This is a genomic window from Pseudomonas furukawaii (assembly GCF_002355475.1).
GTDB lineage: Bacteria > Pseudomonadota > Gammaproteobacteria > Pseudomonadales > Pseudomonadaceae > Metapseudomonas > Metapseudomonas furukawaii.
In genome coordinates this window covers 6,160,170-6,183,134 of the sequence record NZ_AP014862.1, presented here as the reverse complement: position 1 = coordinate 6,183,134, position 22,965 = coordinate 6,160,170, and the positions used below count along the sequence as shown (strand labels likewise).

Genomic DNA, 22,965 nt, shown 5'->3' with positions numbered 1-22,965 from the left:
ATGAAACGCACTTTCCAACCCAGCACCCTCAAGCGCGCTCGCACCCACGGTTTCCGTGCCCGTATGGCTACCAAGAATGGCCGCCAAGTCCTGTCGCGTCGTCGCGCCAAGGGCCGCAAGCGCCTGACCGTCTGATTGATCCGGAACGGGTGGTGAGTCAGGGCTTCGGTCGGGAAAAGCGTCTGCTGGTTCCCCGACAATTCAAGGTAGTCTTCGACTCACCGACCGGGAAGGTTCCCGGCAAGCACGTCCTGCTCCTCGCGCGCGACAACGGTCTCGATCATCCCCGTCTGGGACTGGTGATCGGCAAGAAGAGCGTCAAGCTCTCCGTAGAGCGCAATCGCCTCAAACGCCAGATACGCGAATCTTTCCGCCACAATCTCGAGTTGTTGGCCGGATGGGATATCGTGATCGTGGCGCGTAAAGGTGTTGGCGATCTGGAGAACCCCGAGCTGAGACATCAGTTCGGCAAACTCTGGAAGCGCCTCGCGCGAAGTCGGGCTCGCCCTGAACCAGACCCCGGATCAGGGGTGACCGATAGTCCCCATGCGTAAACTGGCCCTCGCTCCGATCCAGTTCTACCGCTACGCCATCAGCCCACTGATGGCCAGTCACTGTCGTTTCTTCCCCAGTTGTTCCTGCTACGCGCAGGAGGCCATTGAACAGCATGGCGTCCTGCGTGGCGGCTGGCTGACCCTGCGTCGGCTGGGCCGCTGTCATCCGTGGAATCCGGGCGGCTATGACCCGGTGCCACCCGCCAACACTTCCAAAAACTCTTCGATGGCCGAGTAATCATGGATATTCAACGCTCGATCCTGATCGTCGCCCTGGCAATCGTGTCCTACCTGATGGTTCTCCAGTGGAACCAGGACTACGGCCAGGCCGCCCTGCCGAATGCGGGCAGCGCCACCACCGCGCAAGCGACCCTCCCGGACGACAATGCAACCGCCAAGTCCAGCGATGACGTGCCGACGGCCACCACCGGCGAGCGCACCGAGCCGGCAGTCGCCCAGGTTGCTCCCAGCACAGACCTGATCCGCGTTGAAACCGATGTGCTGAACCTGGCCATTGATCCGAACGGCGGCGACATCGTCCAGCTGACCCTGCCGCAGTTTCCCCGCCGCCAGGACCGTCCTGACGTTCCCTTCCAGCTGTTCGACAACGGCGGTGAGCGGGTCTACCAGGCCCAGAGCGGTCTGGTCGGAGCCAACGGCCCCGACGCCCGTGCCAATGGCCGTCCGCTGTACACCGCGAGCCAGCGCAGCTTCAAACTGGCCGATGGCCAGGATCAACTGGTGGTCGACCTGAGCTTCAGCGAAGCCGGCGTCAACTACACCAAGCGTTTCACCCTGACTCGTGGCAAGTATGAGCTGGACGTGACCTACAAGGTCGAGAACCAGAGCGGCGCACCCTGGGCCGGCAATATGTACGCCCAGCTCAAGCGGGACGCCAGTGCCGACCCGTCCGCCACCACCGCTACGGGAGTGTCCACTTACCTGGGCGCAGCGGTCTGGACGCCGGACGAGCCGTACAAGAAGATCTCCATGAAGGACATGGACAAGCAGCCCTTCAAGGAAAGCGTTCAAGGCGGTTGGGTAGCCTGGCTGCAGCACTATTTCGTGACCGCCTGGGTAGCCGAGAAGGATCAGACCAACGCAATCCAGACACGCAAGGACTCGCGCGGCAACTACATCGTGGGCTTCGTTGGCCCGTCGCTGAACGTGCCGTCCGGCGCATCGGCCGAGACTTCTGCGACGCTCTACGCCGGTCCCAAGATCCAGAGCCACCTGAAGGAACTGTCCCCCGGCCTGGAACTGACCGTCGACTATGGCTTCCTGTGGTTCATCGCCCAACCGATTTTCTGGCTCCTGCAACATATCCACAGCCTGCTGGGTAACTGGGGCTGGTCCATCATCGTCCTGACAATCCTGATCAAGGGTGCGTTCTTCCCCCTATCCGCCGCCAGCTACAGGTCCATGGCCCGCATGCGCGCCGTGTCGCCCAAGCTCCAGGCACTGAAGGAACAGCACGGCGATGATCGCCAGAAGATGTCCCAGGCGATGATGGAGCTGTACAAGAAGGAGAAGATCAATCCGCTGGGCGGCTGCCTGCCGATCCTGGTGCAGATGCCGGTCTTCCTCGCGCTCTACTGGGTGCTGCTGGAAAGCGTCGAAATGCGCCAAGCCCCCTGGATGTTCTGGATCACCGACCTGTCGATCAAGGATCCCTTCTTCATCCTGCCGATCATCATGGGTGCCACCATGTTCATCCAGCAGCAGTTGAACCCGACCCCGCCGGACCCCATGCAGGCGAAGGTGCTGAAGCTGATGCCGATCATCTTCACCTTCTTCTTCCTCTGGTTCCCGGCCGGCCTGGTCCTGTACTGGGTCGTCAACAACGTCCTGTCGATCGCCCAGCAGTGGTACATTACCCGCCAGATCGAAGCGGCCAGCAAGCAGGCCTCGGCCTGACGCCAACGCCTTCCGAGCCTGAACAAGACGCCCCCTCTGGGGGCGTCTTGCTATCCGCCACTTGGCAGTCCCCGAGGTATCCACAGATGAACCCTGTCCGTGACACCATCGCCGCTGTCGCCACCGCCCAGGGCCGTGGCGGTGTCGGCATCGTCCGCGTCTCCGGGCCACTGGCCGCGCGAATCGCCGACGCCATCTGCGGCCGGACACCCAACCCCCGGTTCGCCCACTACGGTCCCTTCCTGGATGCCACCGGGCAGACCCTGGACGAGGGTATCGCCCTGTATTTCCCGGGCCCCAACTCCTTCACGGGAGAGGATGTGTTCGAACTCCAGGGCCACGGTGGTCCGGTGGTGCTGGATATCCTGCTGCGCCGTTGCATGGAGTTGGGCGCTCGCCAGGCCCGTCCAGGCGAGTTCAGCGAACGCGCCTTCCTCAACGACAAGCTCGACCTGGCGCAGGCCGAGGCCATCGCCGACCTCATCGAAGCCAGCTCCGAGCAGGCTGCACGCAATGCACTCCGCTCCCTGCAGGGCGCGTTTTCGCGTCGGGTGCACAGCCTCACCGAGCAATTGATCGAACTGCGTATCTACGTGGAGGCCGCCATCGATTTTCCGGAAGAGGAAATCGACTTCCTCGCCGATGGTCATGTACTGAGGCTTCTGGATGGTGTGCGGGATAACTTATCCACAGTTATCCGTGAGGCGGGCCAGGGGGCATTACTGAGGGATGGGATGAACGTGGTGATCGCCGGTCGCCCCAATGCCGGCAAATCGAGCCTGCTGAACGCCCTGGCCGGCCGCGAGGCGGCCATCGTCACCGATATCGCCGGCACCACCCGCGACGTCCTGAGGGAACATATCCACATCGACGGAATGCCACTTCACGTTGTGGATACGGCCGGGCTGCGGGACACCGACGATCATGTGGAAAAGATCGGCGTGGAACGCGCCCTGAAAGCCATTACCGAGGCTGACCGTGTGCTCCTGATGGTGGATGCCACTGCCCCCGAGGCTACCGATCCTTTCGCACTCTGGCCCGAGTTCCTCGATCAGCGCCCGGATCCGGCCAAAGTCACCCTGATTCGCAACAAGGCCGATCTCAGCGGGGAGCCAGTGAGGCTGGACATCAGCGAGGATGGCCACGTCACCCTCAGCCTCTCCGCGCGCACCGGTGATGGCCTGGAACTGCTGCGTGAGCACCTCAAGTCCTGCATGGGTTATCAACAGACTTTCGAGAGCACCTTCAGCGCCCGTCGCCGTCACCTGGAAGCCCTTCGACAAGCTGGGGATTTCCTTGAACATGGCCGCAATCAACTGACCCTGGCGGGTGCAGGCGAGCTACTGGCGGAAGATCTCCGCCAAGCCCAACACGCCTTGGGAGAGATCACCGGCGCCTTCAGTTCCGACGACTTGCTCGGCCGCATCTTCTCCAGCTTCTGCATCGGCAAATAGCCCGAATCCCCTTCCTTTTTATCCACAGACGTTCGACTGCCTGAGTATCAGGCGGTCGGCTGCTGCCTGCATGACTGAAAAACGATCGCCCTGAGCCCTGTTGATAACTGGCGTGTAACCCCGTCCATAACTCAGTTGAAAAGAGGAGGGATAAAATGCCTGTTGATAACATCAGCTATGGTGCACAGGTTGCTGACTGCTTTCCCAAGGGCTGCCTCCAGGAAGGTAACAGGCTTATCATCTCCCGAATCGAGCGTCTCGCAAGGGCCTGAGGCAGTTATCCACAGAAAGGTGCTTCCCTAAGGTATAAACATAAAAACAGGCTTTTTTAGAAATTCTTCTCTTTATTTTTATTTTTACCCACAAGCCCGATTCACCCATCTGGATAACTTGCTCGACCTGTTAACAATGCCCCCCTTCTTGGCATTGGCTACTTTTTATCCAGACAGCTTCATGGTCCAGGGCAAATTCCCCTATACTGTGCGGCTTTCTCAATTTCCCAGCCTTGAACAGGCACGAGGTGCGTGGTGGATTTCCCTTCCCGTTTTGACGTGATCGTGATCGGCGGCGGTCATGCCGGTACCGAAGCCGCTCTGGCGGCCGCACGCATGGGCGTGAAGACCCTGCTGCTGACGCATAATGTGGAAACCCTTGGGCAGATGAGCTGCAACCCCGCCATTGGCGGCATCGGCAAGAGCCATCTGGTCAAGGAGATCGATGCACTTGGCGGTGCCATGGCCACCGCCACCGATCTCGGCGGTATCCAGTTCCGCGTGCTGAACAGCCGCAAGGGACCCGCAGTCCGGGCCACCCGCGCCCAGGCGGACCGTGTGCTCTACAAGGCCGCCATTCGCGAGATCCTCGAGAACCAGTCGAACCTGTGGATATTCCAGCAAGCCTGCGATGACCTCATCGTCGAGAACGACCAGGTCAGGGGCGTCGTGACCCAGATGGGTCTGCGCTTCTTCTCCGAATCCGTCGTACTGACCACGGGTACCTTCCTGGGCGGACTTATCCACATCGGGCTGCAGAACTACTCCGGCGGCCGTGCCGGCGACCCGCCGTCCATCGCCCTCGCCCAGCGACTGCGCGAACTGCCGCTGCGTGTCGGAAGGCTGAAGACGGGAACCCCACCACGTATCGACGGCCGCTCGGTGGATTTCTCGGTCATGACCGAGCAACCGGGGGATACACCCATTCCGGTGATGTCCTTCCTGGGCAGCAAGGAACAGCATCCGCGTCAGGTGAGCTGCTGGATCACCCATACCAATGCCCGGACCCACGAGATCATCGCCAGCAACCTGGATCGCTCGCCGATGTACTCCGGTGTGATCGAAGGCGTCGGCCCGCGCTACTGCCCGTCGATCGAAGACAAGATCCATCGCTTCGCCGACAAGGACAGCCACCAGGTGTTCCTGGAGCCTGAAGGCCTGACTACCCATGAGCTGTACCCCAACGGCATCTCCACCTCACTGCCATTCGACGTGCAGCTGGACATCGTCCGCTCCATTCGCGGCATGGAGAACGCCCATATCGTCCGTCCCGGATACGCCATCGAGTACGACTACTTCGATCCCCGCGACCTGAAGTACAGCCTGGAAACCAAGGTGATCGGAGGCCTCTTCTTCGCTGGACAGATCAACGGCACCACCGGTTACGAAGAAGCAGGTGCCCAGGGGCTGCTCGCCGGCGCCAACGCCGCGCTTCGAGCCCAGGGCCGGGAAGCCTGGTGCCCGCGTCGCGACGAAGCCTATATCGGCGTTCTGGTGGACGACCTGATCACCCTGGGAACCCAGGAGCCTTACCGCATGTTCACCTCCCGCGCCGAATACCGGCTGATCCTGCGGGAAGACAACGCCGACCTGCGCCTGACCGAGAAAGGTCGCGAGCTCGGCCTGGTGGACGACCTGCGCTGGGCGGCCTTCGAGGCCAAGCGCGAGGGCATTGCCCGTGAAGAGCAGCGGCTGAAGAGCACCTGGGTGCGCCCCGGCACAGCCGAAGGAGATGCCATCGCCCAGCGCTTCGGCACGCCGCTCGCCCATGAATACAACCTGCTCAACCTGCTCAGCCGCCCGGAAATCGATTACGCCGGCCTGGTCGAAGTGACCGGTGGTGGCGCCGAAGATCCGCAAGTGGCCGAACAGGTGGAAATCAAGACCAAGTACGCCGGCTACATCGATCGCCAGCAGGATGAGATCGCACGCCTGCGGGCCAGCGAGGACACGCGGCTTCCGGCTGACCTGGACTATGCGGCCATCTCCGGCCTGTCCAAGGAAATCCAGCACAAGCTGGGCAACGCCCGTCCGGAAACGCTCGGCCAGGCGTCGCGGATCCCCGGCGTCACGCCGGCGGCCATCTCCCTCCTGTTGATCCATCTGAAGAAGCGCGGTGCTGGCCAGAAGCTGGAGATAAGCGCCTGATGTCCCTCGTCACCCAGCGCCATGCGGACGAACTGTCCCGTGGCGCGCAACAACTGTCCGTTTCCATCACCCCTAAGCAACAGGAAAGTCTTCTCGGCTACCTGGCGCTCCTGATCAAGTGGAACAAGGCTTACAACCTCACCGCCGTCCGCGATCCGGACGAAATGGTCTCCCGCCACCTCCTCGACAGCCTGAGCATCGTTCCCCATGTGGGGCCGCTTGGGGACAACTGGCTGGACGTCGGCAGCGGTGGCGGCATGCCGGGCATTCCCCTGGCGATCCTGTTCCCCGAACGGCGTTTCACCTTGCTGGATTCCAATGGCAAGAAGACCCGCTTCCTCACCCAGGTGAAGCTGGAGCTGAAACTCGCCAACCTGGACGTTGTCCACAGCCGCGTCGAGGCGTTCACTCCCGAGCGCCCGTTCGACGGCATCGTGTCCCGCGCGTTCAGTTCCCTGGAGGACTTCAGCAACTGGACCCGGCACCTGGGTGATGGTGAAACCCGTTGGCTGGCCATGAAGGGGTTGCATCCGGATGACGAGCTCCAGGCACTGCCGGCGGACTTCCGCGTCGAGTCCGCCCACGCGCTGGAGGTTCCCGGTTGCCAAGGTCAGCGCCATCTGCTGATACTGCGGCGCACGCAATGAGGGGGAAGGTGGCCATGGCCAAGGTATTCGCAATCGCCAATCAGAAAGGCGGGGTCGGCAAGACCACCACCTGTGTCAACCTCGCCGCCTCGCTGGTCGCGACCAAGCGGCGCGTGCTGCTGATCGACCTCGATCCCCAGGGCAACGCCACCATGGGCAGCGGCGTCGACAAACTGGCGCTGGAGCACTCCGTTTACGACGTCCTCACCGGAGAGTGCGACCTGGCGACCGCCATGCAGTACTCCGAGCACGGGGGCTACCAGCTGCTCCCTGCCAACCGCGACCTCACCGCGGCGGAAGTGGCGCTGCTCAATGTGCCCAACAAGGAGCATCGCCTGCGCGAGGCCCTGGCACCGATCCGCGAGAACTACGACTACATCCTCATCGACTGCCCGCCTTCGCTGTCGATGCTGACCATCAACGCGCTCGCCGCGTCCGATGGCGTCATCATCCCCATGCAGTGCGAGTACTACGCACTCGAAGGCTTGTCGGACCTGGTGAACAGCATCCAGCGCATCGGCCAGCTGCTGAACCCCAGCCTCAGGATCGAGGGTCTGCTGCGAACCATGTACGACCCCCGCATCAGCCTCACCAACGAGGTATCGGCCCAGCTCAAGGAGCATTTCGGCGACCAGTTGTACGACGCGGTGATCCCGCGCAACGTGCGCCTCGCCGAAGCACCGAGCTACGGCATGCCGGCCCTGGTCTACGACAAGCAATCCCGTGGCGCCATCGCCTACCTGGCGCTGGCTGGTGAACTGGTCCGACGCCAGCGCGCCAAAGCCAAAACCGCTACCGCATAAGGAATCCGCATGGCCGCGAAAAAACGAGGTCTGGGCCGTGGCTTGGACGCCCTGCTGGGCGGCAGTACCGTCACGAAACTGGAAGAAGAAGCCGTCCAGGTCGATACGCGGGAGCTGCAGCACCTGCCCCTGGACCTTATCCAGCGTGGCAAGTACCAGCCGCGCCGCGACATGGACCCCACCGCCCTCGAAGAGCTGGCCCAGTCCATCAGGAGCCAGGGGGTCATGCAGCCCATCGTGGTGCGCCCCATCGGCGGCGGTCGCTACGAGATCATCGCCGGTGAGCGCCGCTGGCGTGCCAGCCAGCAAGCCGGGCTGGACCGGATCCCGGCCATGGTGCGGGAGGTGCCCGATGAGGCCGCCATCGCCATGGCGCTGATCGAGAACATCCAGCGCGAGGACCTGAATCCGATCGAGGAGGCCGTGGCCCTGCAACGCCTGCAGCAGGAGTTCCAGCTGACCCAGCAACAGGTGGCCGAGGCGGTCGGCAAGTCACGGGTGACCATCACCAACCTGCTGCGCCTGATCGGCCTGCCGGAGGAGATCAAGACCCTGCTGGCCCACGGCGATCTGGAAATGGGCCATGCCCGGGCGCTGCTCGGACTGCCCCTGGAGCGGCAGGTCGAATGTGCGCGACATGTTGTCGCACGCGGCCTCACCGTGCGCCAAACCGAAGCACTGGTGCGGCAGTGGTTGAACGTCAAGGAAAAACCTGTCGAAGCGGCCAAGTCCGACCCGGATATAAGCCGTCTCGAACAGCGCCTGGCTGAGCGGCTGGGCGCTCCCGTCGAGATCAAGCATGGCCAGAAGGGTAAAGGCCAACTGGTCATCCGCTACAACTCACTGGACGAATTGCAGGGCGTTCTCGCCCACATCCGCTGAAACATTTGCTGCTGTAGCGACGGTCGGATTTGACTACCCGACAGTTGAACAGGGGGGGTTCCCCCCCTATACTCTGCGCGCAATTTTGTCGGCACAAACTATGCCAAGTCGTTGATTCCAGCGGCCGACACCAGAGGAACAGCTGCGATGGATATCCGCACGCCAAACCGCTTGCCCTTCCATCGAATGCCGGTCTTTCCGGTACTGCTGGCCCAATGGGTCGTCCTGTTGCTCGCCGCCGTCGTTCTCTGGCAGTGGCGCGGTACGGTCTCTGGATACTCTGGCTTGTGTGGCGGGCTGATCGCCTGGTTGCCGAACCTGTATTTCGCCCGCAAGGCGTTCCGTTACAGCGGAGCCCGAGCAGCCCAGGCGATAGTCCGCTCTTTCTATGCGGGCGAAATGGGCAAGCTGATTCTGACGGCAGTGCTCTTTGCACTGACGTTTGCAGGTGTGAAACCTCTGGATGCGCCGGCAGTCTTCGGCGTCTTCCTGCTGACCCAATCGGTCAGCTGGTTCGCGCCCCTGCTGATGAGAACAAGACTTTCGAAACCTTAGGGCGTTTGAGGCAAACATGGCAGAGCAAACCGCTTCGGGCTATATCCAGCACCACCTGCAGAACCTGACCTTCGGTCGTCTGCCCAATGGCGAGTGGGGCCTTGCCCACAGCGCTGAACAAGCCAAGGAAATGGGCTTCTGGGCTTTCCATCTGGACACCCTGGGCTTCTCCATCGGCCTCGGCTTGCTCTTCGTCCTCCTGTTCCGCATGGCAGCCAAGAAAGCCACTTCCGGCGTTCCCGGCGGCCTGCAGAACTTCGTCGAAGTCATGGTCGACTTCGTCGACACCAACGTCAAAGACACCTTCCACGGCCGCAACCCGCTGATCGCCCCGCTGGCGCTGACCATCTTCGTATGGATCTTCCTGATGAACGCCATCGACCTGGTGCCGGTGGACTGGATTCCGGTGCTGGCCGCCAAGATCGCGGGTGATGACCACCTGTTCTTCCGCGCAGTGCCGACCACCGACCCGAACGCCACCCTGGGCATGGCGATCTCCGTCTTCGGCCTGATCATCTTCTACAGCATCAAGGTCAAGGGCATCGGCGGCTTCCTCGGCGAGCTGACCCTGCACCCCTTCAGCAGCAAGAACATCTTCGTTCAGATCCTGCTGATCCCGGTGAACTTCCTGCTCGAGTTCGTGACCCTGGTAGCCAAGCCCATCTCCCTGGCCCTGCGTCTGTTCGGCAACATGTACGCCGGCGAGCTGGTGTTCATCCTGATCGCCGTGATGTTTGGCGCCGGCATCCTGCTCCTGAGCGGCCTGGGTATCGCACTGCAGTGGGCGTGGGCTGTGTTCCACATCCTGATCATCACCCTGCAGGCCTTCATCTTCATGATGCTGACCATCGTCTACCTGTCGATGGCGCATGAGGACAACCATTAATAACGCGCAGCGCACCCGCTGACCTTCTCCCTGCCGGGAAAGGGCGTCCAAGGGCGCAAGAGGGTGCCTGTCGAGTGATTGATGGTCCCGCGCCGAAAGGTGCGGGAATGCCCGAAAGGGCAGTGGGAACACAAAACGATTTCGCTTTACCGCTTCACTTAAACCTTAACCAACACGACATAAAGTCGGGAGGAAAAATGGAAACTGTAGTAGGTCTCACCGCGATCGCCGTAGCTCTGCTGATTGGTCTGGGTGCCCTGGGTACCGCTATCGGCTTCGGTCTGCTGGGTGGCAAGTTCCTGGAAGGCGCCGCTCGCCAGCCGGAAATGGTTCCCATGCTGCAGGTCAAGATGTTCATCGTGGCCGGTCTGCTCGACGCCGTAACCATGATCGGCGTTGGTATCGCCCTGTTCTTCACCTTCGCTAACCCGTTCATTGCTCAGGTAGCCCAGTAATCCTCACTCCAGAGGATTCGACTGACAACGAACGAGCGAGGTGTTGGCGTGAATATTAATGCAACCCTGATCGGCCAGTCCGTTGCGTTCTTCATCTTCGTACTGTTCTGCATGAAGTTCGTGTGGCCTCCGGTCATCACTGCTCTGCGTGAACGTCAGAAGAAGATCGCTGATGGCCTGGACGCTGCCAGCCGTGCGGCTCGTGACCTGGAGCTGGCCCATGAGAAAGTGGGTCAGCAACTGCGCGAAGCCAAGGCTCAGGCAGCTGAAATCATCGAGCAAGCCAAAAAGCGCGCTAACCAGATCGTCGACGAAGCTCGCGATCAGGCACGTGCTGAAGGCGAGCGCCTGAAGGCGCAGGCTCAGGCCGAGATCGAACAGGAACTGAACAGCGTCAAAGACGCCCTGCGTGCCCAACTGGGTGCCCTGGCCGTCAATGGTGCCGAGAAGATCCTGGGTGCCACTATCGATCAAAACGCGCACGCGGAGCTGGTTAACAAACTGGCCGCCGAAATCTAAGCGAGGGCGATCATGGCAGAACTGACCACGCTGGCCCGACCTTACGCCAAGGCGGCTTTCGAGTACGCCCAGGCCCATCAGCAGCTGGCCGCCTGGTCGGCCATGCTTGGCCTGGCCGCTGCGGTGTCCCAGGACACCACCATGCAGCAGGTGCTCAAAGCCCCGCGTCTGACGAGCGAAGAGAAAGCCAACACCTTCATCGAGGTGGTTGGTGACAAGTTCGATGCTCAGGTAGGCAATTTCATTCACATCCTCTCCGAGAACGGCCGCCTCGTGCTGCTGCCGGAGATCGTCGAACTGTTCGAGCTGTACAAGGCCGAGCAGGAGAAGTCGATCGATGTGGAAGTCACCAGTGCCTTCGCATTGAACACTGAACAGCAAGACAAACTCGCCAAGGTTCTCAGCGCACGGCTCAGCCGGGAAGTGCGTCTGCACGCCGCGGAAGACGCCAGCCTCATCGGCGGCGTCGTGATTCGCGCGGGCGACCTGGTTATCGATGGCTCGGTTCGCGGCAAGATCGCGAAACTGGCCGAAGCGTTGAAATCTTGAGTTTGAAGGGGCAGCAGAGCAATGCAGCAACTCAATCCTTCCGAAATTAGTGAAATCATCAAGGGACGTATCGAGAAACTCGACGTCTCTTCCCAAGCCCGCAACGAAGGCACCATCGTCTCCGTCTCCGACGGTATCGTCCGCATCCACGGCCTGGCCGACGTGATGTACGGCGAGATGATCGAGTTCCCGGGCGGCGTCTATGGCATGGCACTGAACCTGGAGCAGGACTCCGTAGGTGCCGTGGTCCTGGGCAGCTACCTGACTCTGGCCGAAGGCATGAGCGCCAAGTGCACTGGCCGCATCCTGGAAGTACCGGTTGGTCCGGAACTCCTGGGTCGCGTCGTCGACGCACTGGGTAACCCGATCGATGGCAAGGGCCCGATCAATGCCAAGGCTACCGACGCTGTCGAGAAAGTGGCCCCGGGCGTGATCTGGCGTAAGTCGGTAGACCAGCCGGTGCAGACCGGTTACAAGTCGGTCGACGCCATGATCCCGGTAGGCCGTGGCCAGCGCGAGCTGATCATCGGCGACCGTCAGATCGGCAAGACCGCCCTGGCCGTCGACGCCATCATCAACCAACGTAACAGCGGCATCCGCTGCGTCTACGTGGCCATCGGTCAGAAGCAATCGACCATCGCCAACGTGGTGCGCAAGCTGGAAGAAACCGGCGCCCTGGCCAACACCATCGTGGTTGCTGCATCGGCTTCCGAATCCGCTGCACTGCAGTTCCTGGCCCCCTACGCCGGCTGCACCATGGGCGAATACTTCCGCGACCGCGGTGAAGACGCCCTGATCGTTTACGATGACCTGTCCAAGCAGGCCGTGGCCTACCGCCAGATCTCCCTGCTGCTGCGTCGTCCGCCGGGCCGCGAAGCCTACCCGGGCGACGTGTTCTATCTCCACAGCCGCCTGCTGGAGCGCGCTTCCCGCGTTTCCGAGGAATACGTCGAGAAGTTCACCAACGGCGAAGTGAAAGGCAAGACCGGTTCCCTGACCGCCCTGCCGATCATCGAAACCCAGGCTGGTGACGTTTCCGCGTTCGTTCCGACCAACGTGATCTCCATCACCGACGGTCAGATCTTCCTGGAATCCGCCATGTTCAACGCAGGTATCCGTCCGGCCGTCAACGCCGGTATCTCGGTATCCCGCGTAGGTGGCGCAGCCCAGACCAAGATCATCAAGAAGCTCTCCGGTGGCATCCGTACCGCCCTGGCCCAGTACCGTGAACTGGCGGCCTTCGCCCAGTTCGCTTCTGACCTGGACGAAGCCACCCGCAAGCAGCTGGAACATGGTCAGCGCGTTACCGAGCTGATGAAGCAGAAGCAGTACGCGCCCATGTCCATCGCCGACATGGCTGTGTCCCTGTACGCTGCCGAGCGCGGCTTCCTGACCGACGTGGACGTGAACAAAGTTGGCGCCTTCGAAGCGGCCCTGCTGGGCTACTTCAACCGTGACCTGGCCGCCCTGATGGCCAAGATCAACGAGAAAGGTGACTTCAACGACGAAATCGACGCAGGCATCAAGGCCGGCATCGAGAAGTTCAAGGCCACCCAAACCTGGTAAGCCGCAGCGGGGGCCGCATGGCCCCCGCCTGCTAACCCGATAGGTGTCAAATGGCAGGCGCAAAAGAGATTCGCAGCAAGATTGCGAGCATCAAAAGCACGCAGAAGATCACCAGCGCCATGGAAAAGGTGGCCGTCAGCAAGATGCGCAGGGCTCAGCAGCGCATGGCTGCCAGCCGCCCGTACGCGGAGCGCATCCGCCAGGTGATCGGTCATCTGGCCAACGCCAACCCGGAGTACCGCCACCCGTTCATGATCGAGCGTGAAGTCAAGCGCGTCGGTTATGTCGTGGTGAGTTCGGACCGTGGTCTGTGCGGTGGCCTGAACACCAACCTGTTCAAGGCCCTGGTCAAGGACATGGCGAGCAATCGCGAGCAAGGCGTGGAGATCGATCTCTGCGTGATTGGCAGCAAGGGTGCGGCGTTCTTCCGCAACTTTGGTGGCAATGTCGTTGCTGCGATCAGCCACCTGGGCGAAGAGCCGTCGATCAACGATCTGATCGGCAGCGTCAAGGTGATGCTCGATGCCTACCTCGAAGGTCGCATCGATCGTCTGTCCGTCGTATCGAACAAGTTCATCAACACCATGGTGCAAAAGCCCACGGTGGAACAGCTCGTTCCGCTGGTGGCGACTCCGGATGAAGCGCTCAAGCATCACTGGGACTACCTGTACGAACCCGACGCCAAGCAGCTCCTCGACGGGCTCATGGTGCGTTACGTGGAGTCGCAGGTGTACCAGGCGGTGGTCGAGAACAACGCCGCCGAGCAGGCTGCGCGGATGATCGCGATGAAGAACGCCACCGACAACGCCGGTGAACTGATCAGCGATCTGCAGCTGATCTACAACAAGGCGCGTCAGGCAGCGATCACCCAGGAAATTTCGGAAATCGTCGGCGGCGCTGCCGCGGTTTAAGAACGGTTCAAATATTCAGAGGAACCAAAGATGAGTAGCGGACGTATCGTTCAAATCATCGGCGCCGTTATCGACGTGGAATTCCCGCGTGATCAGGTACCGGCCGTATACGAGGCGCTGAAAGTTCAAGGCGCCGAAACCACCCTCGAAGTCCAGCAGCAGCTGGGTGACGGCGTGGTTCGTTCCATCGCCATGGGCTCGACCGAAGGTCTGAAGCGTGGCCTGGACGTCACCAGCACCGGCGCAGCCATTTCCGTCCCGGTTGGCAAGGCCACCCTGGGTCGCATCATGGACGTACTGGGCAACCCCATCGACGAAGCCGGCCCCATCGGCGAAGAAGAGCGTTGGGAAATCCACCGCGCAGCCCCGTCCTACGCCGACCAGGCGGGTGGCAACGAGCTGCTGGAAACCGGCATCAAGGTGATCGACCTGGTCTGCCCCTTCGCCAAAGGCGGCAAGGTAGGCCTGTTCGGTGGCGCCGGCGTGGGCAAGACCGTGAACATGATGGAACTCATCCGTAACATCGCCATCGAGCACAGCGGTTACTCCGTGTTCGCCGGCGTGGGCGAGCGTACCCGTGAGGGCAACGACTTCTACCACGAGATGAAGGACTCCAACGTTCTCGACAAAGTGGCCCTGGTCTACGGCCAGATGAACGAGCCGCCGGGCAACCGTCTGCGCGTGGCCCTGACCGGCCTGACCATGGCCGAGAAGTTCCGTGACGAAGGCCGTGACGTTCTGCTGTTCGTCGACAACATCTACCGCTACACCCTGGCCGGTACCGAAGTGTCCGCGCTGCTGGGTCGTATGCCGTCCGCTGTGGGTTACCAGCCGACCCTGGCCGAGGAAATGGGCGTTCTGCAGGAGCGCATCACCTCCACCAAGACCGGCTCCATTACCTCCATCCAGGCCGTATACGTACCTGCGGACGACCTGACCGACCCGTCCCCGGCGACCACCTTCGCCCACCTGGACGCGACCGTCGTACTGTCCCGTGACATCGCTTCCCTGGGTATCTACCCGGCCGTTGATCCGCTGGACTCCACCAGCCGTCAGCTGGACCCGCTGGTGATCGGTCAGGAGCACTACGAGACCGCCCGTGGCGTACAGTATGTTCTGCAGCGCTACAAGGAGCTGAAGGACATCATCGCGATCCTCGGCATGGACGAGCTGTCCGAAGCGGACAAGCAACTGGTAGCCCGCGCTCGTAAGATCCAGCGCTTCCTGTCCCAGCCGTTCTTCGTGGCCGAAGTCTTCACCGGTTCCCCCGGCAAGTACGTCTCCCTGAAGGACACCATCGCGGGCTTCAAGGGCATCCTCAACGGTGACTACGACCACCTGCCGGAGCAGGCGTTCTACATGGTCGGCAGCATCGATGAAGCCATCGAGAAAGCCAAGAAACTGTAATCCCCTGAGCGCCCGGCAACGGGCGCTTACGTGAGGCAAGCGTATGGCTATTACTGTCCACTGCGATATCGTCAGCGCCGAAGCGGAGATCTTCTCCGGTCTGGTGGAGATGGTGATTGCGCACGGCAACCTGGGCGATCTGGGTATCGCGCCGGGCCACGCCCCGCTGATCACCGACCTCAAGCCGGGCCCCATCCGCCTAGTCAAGCAGGGTGGTGAAGAGGAGGTGTACTACATCTCCGGTGGCTTCCTCGAGGTGCAGCCCAACATGGTGAAGGTCCTGGCCGACACCGTGCTGCGCGCCAGCGACCTGGATGAAGCGGCGGCTCAGGAGTCCCTCAAGGCTGCTGAGAAGGCCCTGCACCAGAAGGGCGCGGAGTTCGACTACTCCACCGCCTCTGCTCGACTGGCCGAGGCCGCAGCCCAGCTGCGTACCGTCCAGCAGATCCGCAAGAAGTTCGGCGGCTGATCCCGCCGGCTTCATTGCTGACAAGTAAAAGGGTAGCCTTGGCTACCCTTTTTCTTTTCCGGCCCGCCGTTTTTCCACCAGCCTGATTCGGTGATCTACTCCATGTCCCTCGATATCGTCATCCTCGCCGCTGGCCAGGGCACGCGCATGCGTTCCGCCCTGCCCAAGGTCCTGCATCCCGTCGCCGGCAAGGCCATGCTCGGCCATGTCATAGACACTGCGCGCCAGCTCGAACCCCAGGGTATCCACGTAGTCATCGGCCATGGGGCCGAAACGGTGCGGGAGCGCCTGGCGGCCGACGACCTCGGCTTCGTGGTCCAGGCCCAGCAACTGGGTACCGGCCATGCCGTGGCCCAGGCCCTGCCGCAGCTCACTGCGGAGCGGGTGCTGATCCTCTATGGCGATGTGCCGCTGATCCAGGCTGAGACCCTTCAACGCCTGCTGGAGAAGGTCGGTCCCGAGCAACTGGCCCTGCTTACCGTCGAGCTGGCGGACCCCACGGGCTACGGCCGGATCATCCGCGACGCCGAAGGCATAGTGCGGGCCATCGTCGAGCACAAGGACGCCAGCCCCGAGCAGCGCGCCATCCGCGAAGGCAACACCGGCATCCTCGCGGTGCCCGGCAAGCGGCTGGCGGAGTGGTTGGGCCGTCTATCCAACGACAATGCCCAGGGTGAGTACTACCTGACCGACGTGATCGCCATGGCCGTGGCCGACGGCCTGGTTGTCGCCACCGAGCGGGCGGCGGATGAAATGGAAGTACTGGGCGCCAATGACCGTATCCAACTGTCGCAGCTGGAGCGCCACTATCAGCAGCGCGCCGCCAGGCGCCTGATGGCGCAGGGCGTCACCCTGATCGATCCGCAGCGGTTCGATGTGCGCGGGGAGGTCAGCGTCGGCCGCGATATCACGATCGACGTCAGCGTGATTCTCGAAGGCCGGGTGGTGATCGAGGACAACGTCCAGATCGGCCCCAACTGCGTGATCAAGGATTCCATCCTGCGCAAAGGCGCCATCGTCAAAGCCAATAGCCACCTGGAAGGTGCCGAAGTGGGCGAGGGCGCCGATTGCGGCCCATTCGCCCGCCTGCGTCCGGGGGCCGTGCTCGGCGCCAGGGCCCATGTGGGTAACTTCGTCGAGCTGAAGAACGCGGTGATGGGCGAGGGCGCCAAGGCCGGCCACCTGGCCTACCTGGGGGACGCCGAAATCGGTGCCCGCACCAACATCGGGGCAGGCACCATCACCTGCAACTACGATGGCGCCAACAAGTTCCGTACCGTCATGGGCGAGGACGTGTTCATCGGCTCCAACAGTTCGCTGGTGGCCCCGGTGACCCTCGGCGATGGCGTCACCACGGGTGCAGGTTCCACCATCACCCAGGACGTCCCTGCCAACACCCTGGCGGTGGGGCGCGCCAAGCAACGCAACATCGAAGGCTGGAAGCGCCCCGTCAAGCTCAAGCGCTGAGCCTGTGGATAACTCCAGAAGGCGGCCCCGGCCGCCTTTTGTCGTTTTCAGCCTTGACGCATAAGCTTCGTTGAGTTTTGATTCGCCAACTTTTTCTTTCGAATCGAAACTTGCGAGATGTCGAAGCGCAATACACCCCAGCGCCGCCATGCCATCCTCGCCTTGCTCGCCGAGCAGGGGGAGGTCAGCGTCGACGCCCTGGCCAAGGCCTTCGCCACCTCGGAAGTGACCATCCGCAAGGACCTCGCCGCCCTGGAGGCCAACGGCCTGCTGTTGCGTCGCTATGGGGGCGCCGTACCCGTCCCGCAGGAGTTCATGGTCGAGGCCAGCCAGCCGGTTTCCCGCTACAAGCAGGCCATCGCCCGCGCCGCCGTCGGCTGCATCCGCGAGCACGCACGGATCATCATCGACAGTGGCAGCACCACGGCGGCGATGATTCCGGAACTGGGCCACAAGCCCGGCCTGGTGGTCATGACCAATTCCCTCAGCGTGGCCAACGCCCTGCGTGAGCTGGAGCACGAACCGGTACTGCTGATGACCGGCGGCACCTGGGATCCCCACTCCGAGTCCTTCCAGGGCCAGGTGGCAGAGCAGGTGCTGCGATCCTACGACTTCGACCAGTTGTTCATCGGCGCCGACGGCATCGACCTCGACCGCGGTACCACCACCTTCAACGAGCTCCTGGGCCTGTCCCGCGTCATGGCGGAAGTGGCCCGGGAAGTGATCGTGATGGCCGAGGCAGACAAGCTGGGACGTCGTATTCCGAACCTGGAGCTGCCGTGGAGCAGCATCCACACCCTGATAACCGATGAGCGCCTCGCCCTCGATGCGCGCGAACAGATAGCCGCGCGTGGGATCAAGCTGATCTGCGCGAGCATTGATTGATAAAGGAGAACAGCCATGTGTGGCATCGTTGGCGCCATTGCCGAGCGTAATATCACCCCCATCCTGGTCGAAGGCCTGAAGCGCCTTGAATACCGTGGCTACGACAGCGCCGGTGTGGCGGTCTTCACCCAGGAAGGTATGCTGGACCGCTGCCGCCGCGCAGGCAAGGTCAGCGAACTCGAGCAGGGCCTGGTCGAAGGCCCCCTGCTGGGCCGCCTCGGCATCGCCCACACCCGCTGGGCTACCCACGGTGCCCCTTGCGAGCGCAATGCCCACCCGCACTTCTCCGGCCAGGCGCTGGCCGTGGTGCACAACGGCATCATCGAGAACCACGAAGCCTTGCGCGAGCAGCTGAAGGGCCTGGGCTATGCCTTCACCTCGGACACCGATACCGAGGTCATCGTCCACCTGCTGAACCACAAGCTGAAGGAGCTGCCTGACCTGGCTGACGCGCTGAAGGCCGCTGTCGCCGAACTGCACGGTGCCTATGGCCTTGCAGTGATCAGTGCGGCCCAGCCCGACCGCTTGCTGGCGGCTCGAAGTGGCAGTCCACTGGTGATCGGCCTGGGCCTCGGGGAGAACTTCCTCGCCTCCGACCAGTTGGCCCTGCGCCAGGTGACCGACCGCTTCATCTATCTGGAAGAAGGCGATATCGCCGAGATCCGTCGTGACAGCGTGAAGATCTGGGACCAGGCCGGCCAGGCCGTGCAGCGTGAACAGGTGCAGTACCACGAAGGTGCGGAAGCCGCCGACAAGGGCGAGTACCGCCACTTCATGCTCAAGGAGATCCATGAGCAGCCCAAGGTTGTGCAGCGCACCCTGGAAGGCCGCCTGGGTGATGACCATGTCCTGGTGAACGCCTTCGGTCCGCGCGCCGCCGAGCTGTTCGCCAAGGTGCGCAACGTTCAGATCGTCGCCTGCGGCACCAGCTACCACGCCGGCATGGTGGCCCGTTACTGGCTGGAAGGCCTGGCGGGCATTCCCTGCCAGATCGAAGTGGCCAGCGAGTTCCGCTACCGCAAGGTGGTGGTACAGCCGGACACCCTTTTCGTCACCATCTCCCAGTCCGGCGAAACCGCCGACACCCTCGCTGCCCTGCGCAACGCCAAGGAGCTGGGCTACCTGGCCAGCCTGGCCATCTGCAACGTCGGCACCAGCTCCCTGGTGCGCGAATCCGATCTCACCCTGCTGACCCTGGCGGGGCCGGAGATCGGCGTCGCCTCCACCAAGGCCTTCACCACCCAGCTGGTGTCCCTGATGCTGCTCACCCTGTCCCTGGGACAGGTGCGCGGTACCCTGGCCGCAGGCGTCGAAGCCGATCTGGTGGAAGAGCTGCGTCGCCTGCCCACGCGGCTGGGCGAGGCCCTGGCCATGGACAAGACCGTGGAGAAGGTGGCGGAGTTGTTCGCCGAGAAGAACCACACCCTGTTCCTCGGTCGCGGTGCCCAGTACCCCGTGGCCATGGAGGGCTCCCTGAAGCTCAAGGAGATCTCCTACATCCATGCAGAGGCCTACCCTGCCGGCGAACTCAAGCACGGCCCCCTGGCCCTCGTGGACGCCGACATGCCGGTGGTGACCGTGGCGCCGAACAACGAGCTGGTGGAAAAGCTCAAGTCCAACCTCCAGGAAGTGCGTGCCCGTGGCGGTGAGTTGATCGTCTTCGCCGACCGCGAGGCGGGCATCGACAATGGCGAGGGCACCCATGTGGTGGCCATGCCCCATATCGGTGACGCCCTCGCGCCGATCCTCTACACCATCCCGCTGCAACTGCTGTCCTACTACGTGGCCGTGCTCAAGGGCACGGACGTCGACCAGCCGCGCAACCTGGCCAAGTCCGTGACCGTGGAATAAGGCCTGGACCTTCGATCAACGGCGCCCGAGGGCGCCGTTATCGTATGTGTCACCGGCACGAACGGCGTTGGATCGATACGCTGAGCAGGAGGTCTAGACCTTCAAGGGGGCTCGAATCGGGGGCCTCTATCGGGTGGATAGCCTGACAACGGCCCGGTTTGATCTACCTTTTCCAGTGTCCTTGGTAAAGGAGGCGATTCGATGCTCGCGCAACTTCCCCCGGTCCTTCGTGAACTGCGATTGCCGCTGCGGCTGCGTCTCTGGGATGGCAAGGAGATCGACCTCGGTCCCGATCCCACGGTGACCATGACGGTGAAGGACCCCAGCCTCGTGGCGTTGCTGGCAAATCCCAGCCTGGATTCGCTGGGGGCGGCCTATGTCGAAGGCCGGCTGGACCTCAGTGGCCCCATCCTCGAGGTGATCCGGGTGGGCGCTGCACTCAGCGAGGCCGTACTGGGTGACGAGGATGGGGCGTCTCCCGACTATCGTGCCCACGACAAGGCCACGGACGCCGCCGCCATCTCCTATCACTACGACCTGTCCAACGACTTCTACCGACTCTGGCTCGACCGCGACATGATCTACTCCTGCGCCTATTACCCCACGGGAACCGAGGACCTGGAGAGCGCGCAACAGGCCAAACTGCACCACCTCTGTCGCAAGCTCCGGCTCGCCGAGGGGGATTACCTGCTGGATGTGGGCTGTGGCTGGGGCGGCCTGTCCCGATTCGCGGCGCGGGAGTACGGGGCCCGGGTCTTCGGCATCACCCTGAGTCGTGAACAGCTGCAGTTGGCCCGGGAGCGGGTGCGGGACGAGGGCTTGGAAGGCCAGGTCGAACTGACCCTGCTGGATTATCGGGACCTGCCCCAGGATGGCCGTTTCGACAAGGTGGTCAGCGTCGGCATGGTCGAGCACGTCGGTCACGGCAACCTCGCGATCTATTGCCAGAAGCTGTTCGGTGCGGTGCGCGCGGGAGGCCTGGTGATGAATCACGGCATCACCGCCAAGCATCCGGACGGTCGGCCCGTCGGGCGAGGCGCCGGTGACTTCATCCATCGTTACGTGTTCCCGCATGGCGAGCTGCCCCACCTGGCCACCCTGGTCGCCGAGCTCAGCCAGTCTGGCCTGGAGGTGGTGGATGTGGAGAGCTTGCGCCTCCACTACGCGCGCACCCTGGAGTTCTGGAGTGCCAACCTCGAGGCGCGGCTTGAGGAGGCTGTGCGGCTGGTACCGGAGCAGGCCCTGCGCATCTGGCGGCTGTACCTGGCGGGATGCGCACATGCCTTCCAGAAGGGCTGGATCAACCTCCACCAGATCCTTGCATCCAAACCCTGCGCAGACGGCTCCCATGAGGTGCCCTGGAGCCGTGGGGATATCTATTCGGCCGAGTAGTTCCAACGGTACTCGGCCACGGCGTCGTGGGCGTGGAGGCTTTCCGCGTGGACGACCCGGACGCCGAATCCATGCACATCCGAGCGTTGTCGCAGTGCCCCAGCGAGGCGCCTCGCGGCATCCTCGCAGAACATCAGGTTCTGGCCATTGGCCAAGGCGAAGGCCTGCTCGTCCACGCGCTTGACGGCGGTTTGCACCGGGGTGCCCAGGGCCTGCTCGGCCAGGTCGGCCAGGGACCTGAGGGGGATAGTCCCGACCTGCTCCAAGCGGACCCTGAGATGCGCGCGACTGCGCTGGCTATGGGGTGTCGCCACGATGCCCTGCTGGCTGCCGAGCCAGGCCAGGATCCGCTCGTGGTCCAGTGGACGGTCACGAAAGTCATCGTCAAAGCGCTGCTGGATCAGCTGCCTGGCCAATGCCGCCGAGCAGGGGCAGGTGGAGGAATAGTCCAGTTCAAGTCGAAGTTCCACGTGGAACCTTTCACCTTCCAGGCTGGCATGCACCTCAAACGGATAGGCCTTCCAACCCTTCAGCGGGCTCACCAGCGCCGCTCTTCCAAGCAGCGCCTCGCCACGCAATGTCAGGCTGGCGCGGCTGGACAACGCGCGGTGGCTATCGAGAAATCGCACCAGCAACCGTCTCATCAGGTCGCCGGACAGCTCCTCCTCTTCCAGCATTTCCAGTGCCAGGTACAGGCGCGACATGTGTATTCCCCGGGCCTGGCCATCATCCAGGCTGACACCGGCGTCAGCGCTGACACGGATGCGCTGGCCGTCGAGCCTCACCGGCAGTGCGATGCCACACATACCTACCCAGTCCAGCGGCAACGAGCCCGACTGGGTCTGGACGGCGATATCGGGAAGCGAGATGGCGTTCATCGGATGGACTCTTGAAATCGGTGCTAAATGTTATGTTATAACTCTCGAAATTCAAAGCGATCACCATCATGACCTCCTCGCGCCTGACTCCTGAACAGCTCCTCGCACAGCCTGCCGACGACTACATGAATGACGTCCAGCAGGCGTTCTTTCGAGACCTGCTGGAAACCGAGCGGGACGAACTGCGGCAGCGCATCGATCTCGGCTTCCATGCCCTGCGGGAGTTCGAATCGGTCAGCGACGACGCTGACATCGCCAGCCGCGAGGAGCAGCGCCAATGGCAGCTGCGCCTGCTGGAGCGAGAGAAACGCTTGCTGGACAAGATCGACGAGGCGCTGGAGCGGCTGGCGCGCGGGGAATACGGCTGGTGCGAGGAAAGCGGCGAGCCCATCGGGCTGCGTCGCCTGCTGCTCCGTCCCACCGCCACCCTGTGCATAGAAGCCAAGCAGCGCCAGGAACAACGAGAGCGCCACCAACGCCAAGCCTGAGAGGAAACCC

Annotated in this window: 24 protein-coding genes; 23 read left to right on the top strand and 1 reads right to left on the bottom strand. The window is 62.7% G+C overall.

Annotated elements, in window-relative coordinates:
- The 22 genes from rpmH (at position 1) to cfaB (ending at position 21,589) form a co-directional block, all read left to right on the top strand.
- Complete coding sequence (gene rpmH, locus KF707C_RS28610) at positions 1-135, top strand: 50S ribosomal protein L34 (RefSeq protein ID WP_003458028.1); 135 nt, start codon at positions 1-3, stop codon at positions 133-135.
- A 14-nt stretch (positions 136-149) separates the two neighbouring features.
- A complete protein-coding gene (gene rnpA, locus KF707C_RS28605) occupies positions 150-554 on the top strand; it encodes a ribonuclease P protein component (protein ID WP_081608159.1) in 405 nt (134 codons plus the stop codon).
- Entirely contained in the window at positions 547-792 is a 246-nt protein-coding gene (yidD, locus tag KF707C_RS28600) for a membrane protein insertion efficiency factor YidD (RefSeq protein WP_003458016.1), read from the top strand. Before rnpA ends, yidD begins: the two co-directional genes overlap by 8 nt.
- Before the next feature lie 2 nt (positions 793-794).
- Positions 795-2,471 carry a membrane protein insertase YidC gene (gene yidC, locus KF707C_RS28595; protein ID WP_003458013.1) on the top strand — a complete coding sequence of 559 codons (1,677 nt, stop codon included), beginning with the start codon at positions 795-797 and terminating at the stop codon, positions 2,469-2,471.
- 86 nt (positions 2,472-2,557) lie between these two features.
- Entirely contained in the window at positions 2,558-3,925 is a 1,368-nt protein-coding gene (gene mnmE, locus KF707C_RS28590) for a tRNA uridine-5-carboxymethylaminomethyl(34) synthesis GTPase MnmE (RefSeq protein WP_003458010.1), read from the top strand.
- Positions 3,926-4,452: 527 nt separating this feature from the next.
- The gene (gene mnmG / locus KF707C_RS28585; protein WP_003458009.1) at positions 4,453-6,345 is read left to right on the top strand and encodes a tRNA uridine-5-carboxymethylaminomethyl(34) synthesis enzyme MnmG; all 1,893 of its coding nucleotides are present in this window, start codon (positions 4,453-4,455) and stop codon (positions 6,343-6,345) included.
- Positions 6,345-6,992, top strand: coding sequence for a 16S rRNA (guanine(527)-N(7))-methyltransferase RsmG (gene rsmG / locus KF707C_RS28580; RefSeq protein WP_003458007.1), 648 nt, complete (start codon positions 6,345-6,347; stop codon positions 6,990-6,992). Before mnmG ends, rsmG begins: the two co-directional genes overlap by 1 nt.
- A gap of 14 nt (positions 6,993-7,006) precedes the next feature.
- The gene (locus KF707C_RS28575; RefSeq protein ID WP_036994723.1) at positions 7,007-7,795 is read left to right on the top strand and encodes a ParA family protein; all 789 of its coding nucleotides are present in this window, start codon (positions 7,007-7,009) and stop codon (positions 7,793-7,795) included.
- Positions 7,796-7,804: 9 nt separating this feature from the next.
- Positions 7,805-8,677: a ParB/RepB/Spo0J family partition protein gene (locus KF707C_RS28570; protein ID WP_003458002.1), complete on the top strand. Its 873-nt coding sequence runs from the start codon at positions 7,805-7,807 to the stop codon at positions 8,675-8,677.
- A 147-nt stretch (positions 8,678-8,824) separates the two neighbouring features.
- On the top strand, positions 8,825-9,232 hold the full coding sequence (locus tag KF707C_RS28565) for a F0F1 ATP synthase subunit I (RefSeq protein WP_036994632.1): 408 nt from the start codon (positions 8,825-8,827) through the stop codon (positions 9,230-9,232).
- A gap of 16 nt (positions 9,233-9,248) precedes the next feature.
- Entirely contained in the window at positions 9,249-10,118 is an 870-nt protein-coding gene (atpB, locus tag KF707C_RS28560) for a F0F1 ATP synthase subunit A (RefSeq protein WP_003457996.1), read from the top strand.
- Positions 10,119-10,315: 197 nt separating this feature from the next.
- Complete coding sequence (gene atpE / locus KF707C_RS28555) at positions 10,316-10,573, top strand: F0F1 ATP synthase subunit C (RefSeq protein ID WP_003457994.1); 258 nt, start codon at positions 10,316-10,318, stop codon at positions 10,571-10,573.
- A gap of 48 nt (positions 10,574-10,621) precedes the next feature.
- Positions 10,622-11,092, top strand: coding sequence for a F0F1 ATP synthase subunit B (locus tag KF707C_RS28550; RefSeq protein WP_003457992.1), 471 nt, complete (start codon positions 10,622-10,624; stop codon positions 11,090-11,092).
- Between the two features lie 12 nt (positions 11,093-11,104).
- Entirely contained in the window at positions 11,105-11,641 is a 537-nt protein-coding gene (locus KF707C_RS28545; RefSeq protein WP_003457990.1) for a F0F1 ATP synthase subunit delta, read from the top strand.
- 21 nt (positions 11,642-11,662) lie between these two features.
- A complete protein-coding gene (gene atpA / locus KF707C_RS28540; RefSeq protein ID WP_003457988.1) occupies positions 11,663-13,207 on the top strand; it encodes a F0F1 ATP synthase subunit alpha in 1,545 nt (514 codons plus the stop codon).
- A 50-nt stretch (positions 13,208-13,257) separates the two neighbouring features.
- Positions 13,258-14,118, top strand: a complete 861-nt coding sequence (gene atpG, locus KF707C_RS28535; protein WP_003457987.1) for a F0F1 ATP synthase subunit gamma — start codon at positions 13,258-13,260, stop codon at positions 14,116-14,118.
- Positions 14,119-14,148: 30 nt separating this feature from the next.
- Positions 14,149-15,525, top strand: coding sequence for a F0F1 ATP synthase subunit beta (gene atpD, locus KF707C_RS28530; protein WP_003457985.1), 1,377 nt, complete (start codon positions 14,149-14,151; stop codon positions 15,523-15,525).
- A 43-nt stretch (positions 15,526-15,568) separates the two neighbouring features.
- Positions 15,569-15,994 carry a F0F1 ATP synthase subunit epsilon gene (locus KF707C_RS28525; RefSeq protein WP_003457983.1) on the top strand — a complete coding sequence of 142 codons (426 nt, stop codon included), beginning with the start codon at positions 15,569-15,571 and terminating at the stop codon, positions 15,992-15,994.
- Between the two features lie 102 nt (positions 15,995-16,096).
- The gene (glmU, locus tag KF707C_RS28520) at positions 16,097-17,461 is read left to right on the top strand and encodes a bifunctional UDP-N-acetylglucosamine diphosphorylase/glucosamine-1-phosphate N-acetyltransferase GlmU (protein ID WP_036994617.1); all 1,365 of its coding nucleotides are present in this window, start codon (positions 16,097-16,099) and stop codon (positions 17,459-17,461) included.
- A gap of 117 nt (positions 17,462-17,578) precedes the next feature.
- Positions 17,579-18,346, top strand: coding sequence for a DeoR/GlpR family DNA-binding transcription regulator (locus KF707C_RS28515; RefSeq protein ID WP_003457979.1), 768 nt, complete (start codon positions 17,579-17,581; stop codon positions 18,344-18,346).
- 15 nt (positions 18,347-18,361) lie between these two features.
- Positions 18,362-20,197 carry a glutamine--fructose-6-phosphate transaminase (isomerizing) gene (glmS, locus tag KF707C_RS28510; RefSeq protein WP_003457978.1) on the top strand — a complete coding sequence of 612 codons (1,836 nt, stop codon included), beginning with the start codon at positions 18,362-18,364 and terminating at the stop codon, positions 20,195-20,197.
- A 201-nt stretch (positions 20,198-20,398) separates the two neighbouring features.
- Entirely contained in the window at positions 20,399-21,589 is a 1,191-nt protein-coding gene (gene cfaB / locus KF707C_RS28505) for a C17 cyclopropane fatty acid synthase CfaB (RefSeq protein WP_003457970.1), read from the top strand.
- Here cfaB and folE2 read toward each other — a convergent pair.
- On the bottom strand, positions 21,574-22,467 hold the full coding sequence (gene folE2 / locus KF707C_RS28500; RefSeq protein WP_003457969.1) for a GTP cyclohydrolase FolE2: 894 nt from the start codon (positions 22,465-22,467) through the stop codon (positions 21,574-21,576). The two genes, cfaB and folE2, sit on opposite strands and share 16 nt — an antisense overlap.
- Before the next feature lie 83 nt (positions 22,468-22,550).
- Here folE2 and dksA point away from each other — a divergent pair, with 83 nt between their 5' ends.
- Positions 22,551-22,955, top strand: a complete 405-nt coding sequence (dksA, locus tag KF707C_RS28495; protein WP_036994721.1) for an RNA polymerase-binding protein DksA — start codon at positions 22,551-22,553, stop codon at positions 22,953-22,955.
- The last annotated feature ends 10 nt before the right edge of the window (positions 22,956-22,965 follow it).

Excerpts from the sequence above, each read along its gene's own strand:
- rpmH (WP_003458028.1), top strand. The coding sequence starts at position 1 with ATGAAACGCACTTTCCAACCCAGCACCCTCAAGCGCGCTCGCACCCAC.
- yidD (WP_003458016.1), top strand. The coding sequence starts at position 547 with ATGCGTAAACTGGCCCTCGCTCCGATCCAGTTCTACCGCTACGCCATC.
- yidC (WP_003458013.1), top strand. The coding sequence starts at position 795 with ATGGATATTCAACGCTCGATCCTGATCGTCGCCCTGGCAATCGTGTCC.
- mnmE (WP_003458010.1), top strand. The coding sequence starts at position 2,558 with ATGAACCCTGTCCGTGACACCATCGCCGCTGTCGCCACCGCCCAGGGC.
- rsmG (WP_003458007.1), top strand. The coding sequence starts at position 6,345 with ATGTCCCTCGTCACCCAGCGCCATGCGGACGAACTGTCCCGTGGCGCG.
- KF707C_RS28575 (WP_036994723.1), top strand. The coding sequence starts at position 7,007 with ATGGCCAAGGTATTCGCAATCGCCAATCAGAAAGGCGGGGTCGGCAAG.
- KF707C_RS28570 (WP_003458002.1), top strand. The coding sequence starts at position 7,805 with ATGGCCGCGAAAAAACGAGGTCTGGGCCGTGGCTTGGACGCCCTGCTG.
- KF707C_RS28565 (WP_036994632.1), top strand. The coding sequence starts at position 8,825 with ATGGATATCCGCACGCCAAACCGCTTGCCCTTCCATCGAATGCCGGTC.
- atpB (WP_003457996.1), top strand. The coding sequence starts at position 9,249 with ATGGCAGAGCAAACCGCTTCGGGCTATATCCAGCACCACCTGCAGAAC.
- atpE (WP_003457994.1), top strand. The coding sequence starts at position 10,316 with ATGGAAACTGTAGTAGGTCTCACCGCGATCGCCGTAGCTCTGCTGATT.
- KF707C_RS28545 (WP_003457990.1), top strand. The coding sequence starts at position 11,105 with ATGGCAGAACTGACCACGCTGGCCCGACCTTACGCCAAGGCGGCTTTC.
- atpA (WP_003457988.1), top strand. The coding sequence starts at position 11,663 with ATGCAGCAACTCAATCCTTCCGAAATTAGTGAAATCATCAAGGGACGT.
- atpG (WP_003457987.1), top strand. The coding sequence starts at position 13,258 with ATGGCAGGCGCAAAAGAGATTCGCAGCAAGATTGCGAGCATCAAAAGC.
- atpD (WP_003457985.1), top strand. The coding sequence starts at position 14,149 with ATGAGTAGCGGACGTATCGTTCAAATCATCGGCGCCGTTATCGACGTG.
- KF707C_RS28525 (WP_003457983.1), top strand. The coding sequence starts at position 15,569 with ATGGCTATTACTGTCCACTGCGATATCGTCAGCGCCGAAGCGGAGATC.
- glmU (WP_036994617.1), top strand. The coding sequence starts at position 16,097 with ATGTCCCTCGATATCGTCATCCTCGCCGCTGGCCAGGGCACGCGCATG.
- KF707C_RS28515 (WP_003457979.1), top strand. The coding sequence starts at position 17,579 with ATGTCGAAGCGCAATACACCCCAGCGCCGCCATGCCATCCTCGCCTTG.
- glmS (WP_003457978.1), top strand. The coding sequence starts at position 18,362 with ATGTGTGGCATCGTTGGCGCCATTGCCGAGCGTAATATCACCCCCATC.
- cfaB (WP_003457970.1), top strand. The coding sequence starts at position 20,399 with ATGCTCGCGCAACTTCCCCCGGTCCTTCGTGAACTGCGATTGCCGCTG.
- folE2 (WP_003457969.1), bottom strand. The coding sequence starts at position 22,467 with ATGAACGCCATCTCGCTTCCCGATATCGCCGTCCAGACCCAGTCGGGC.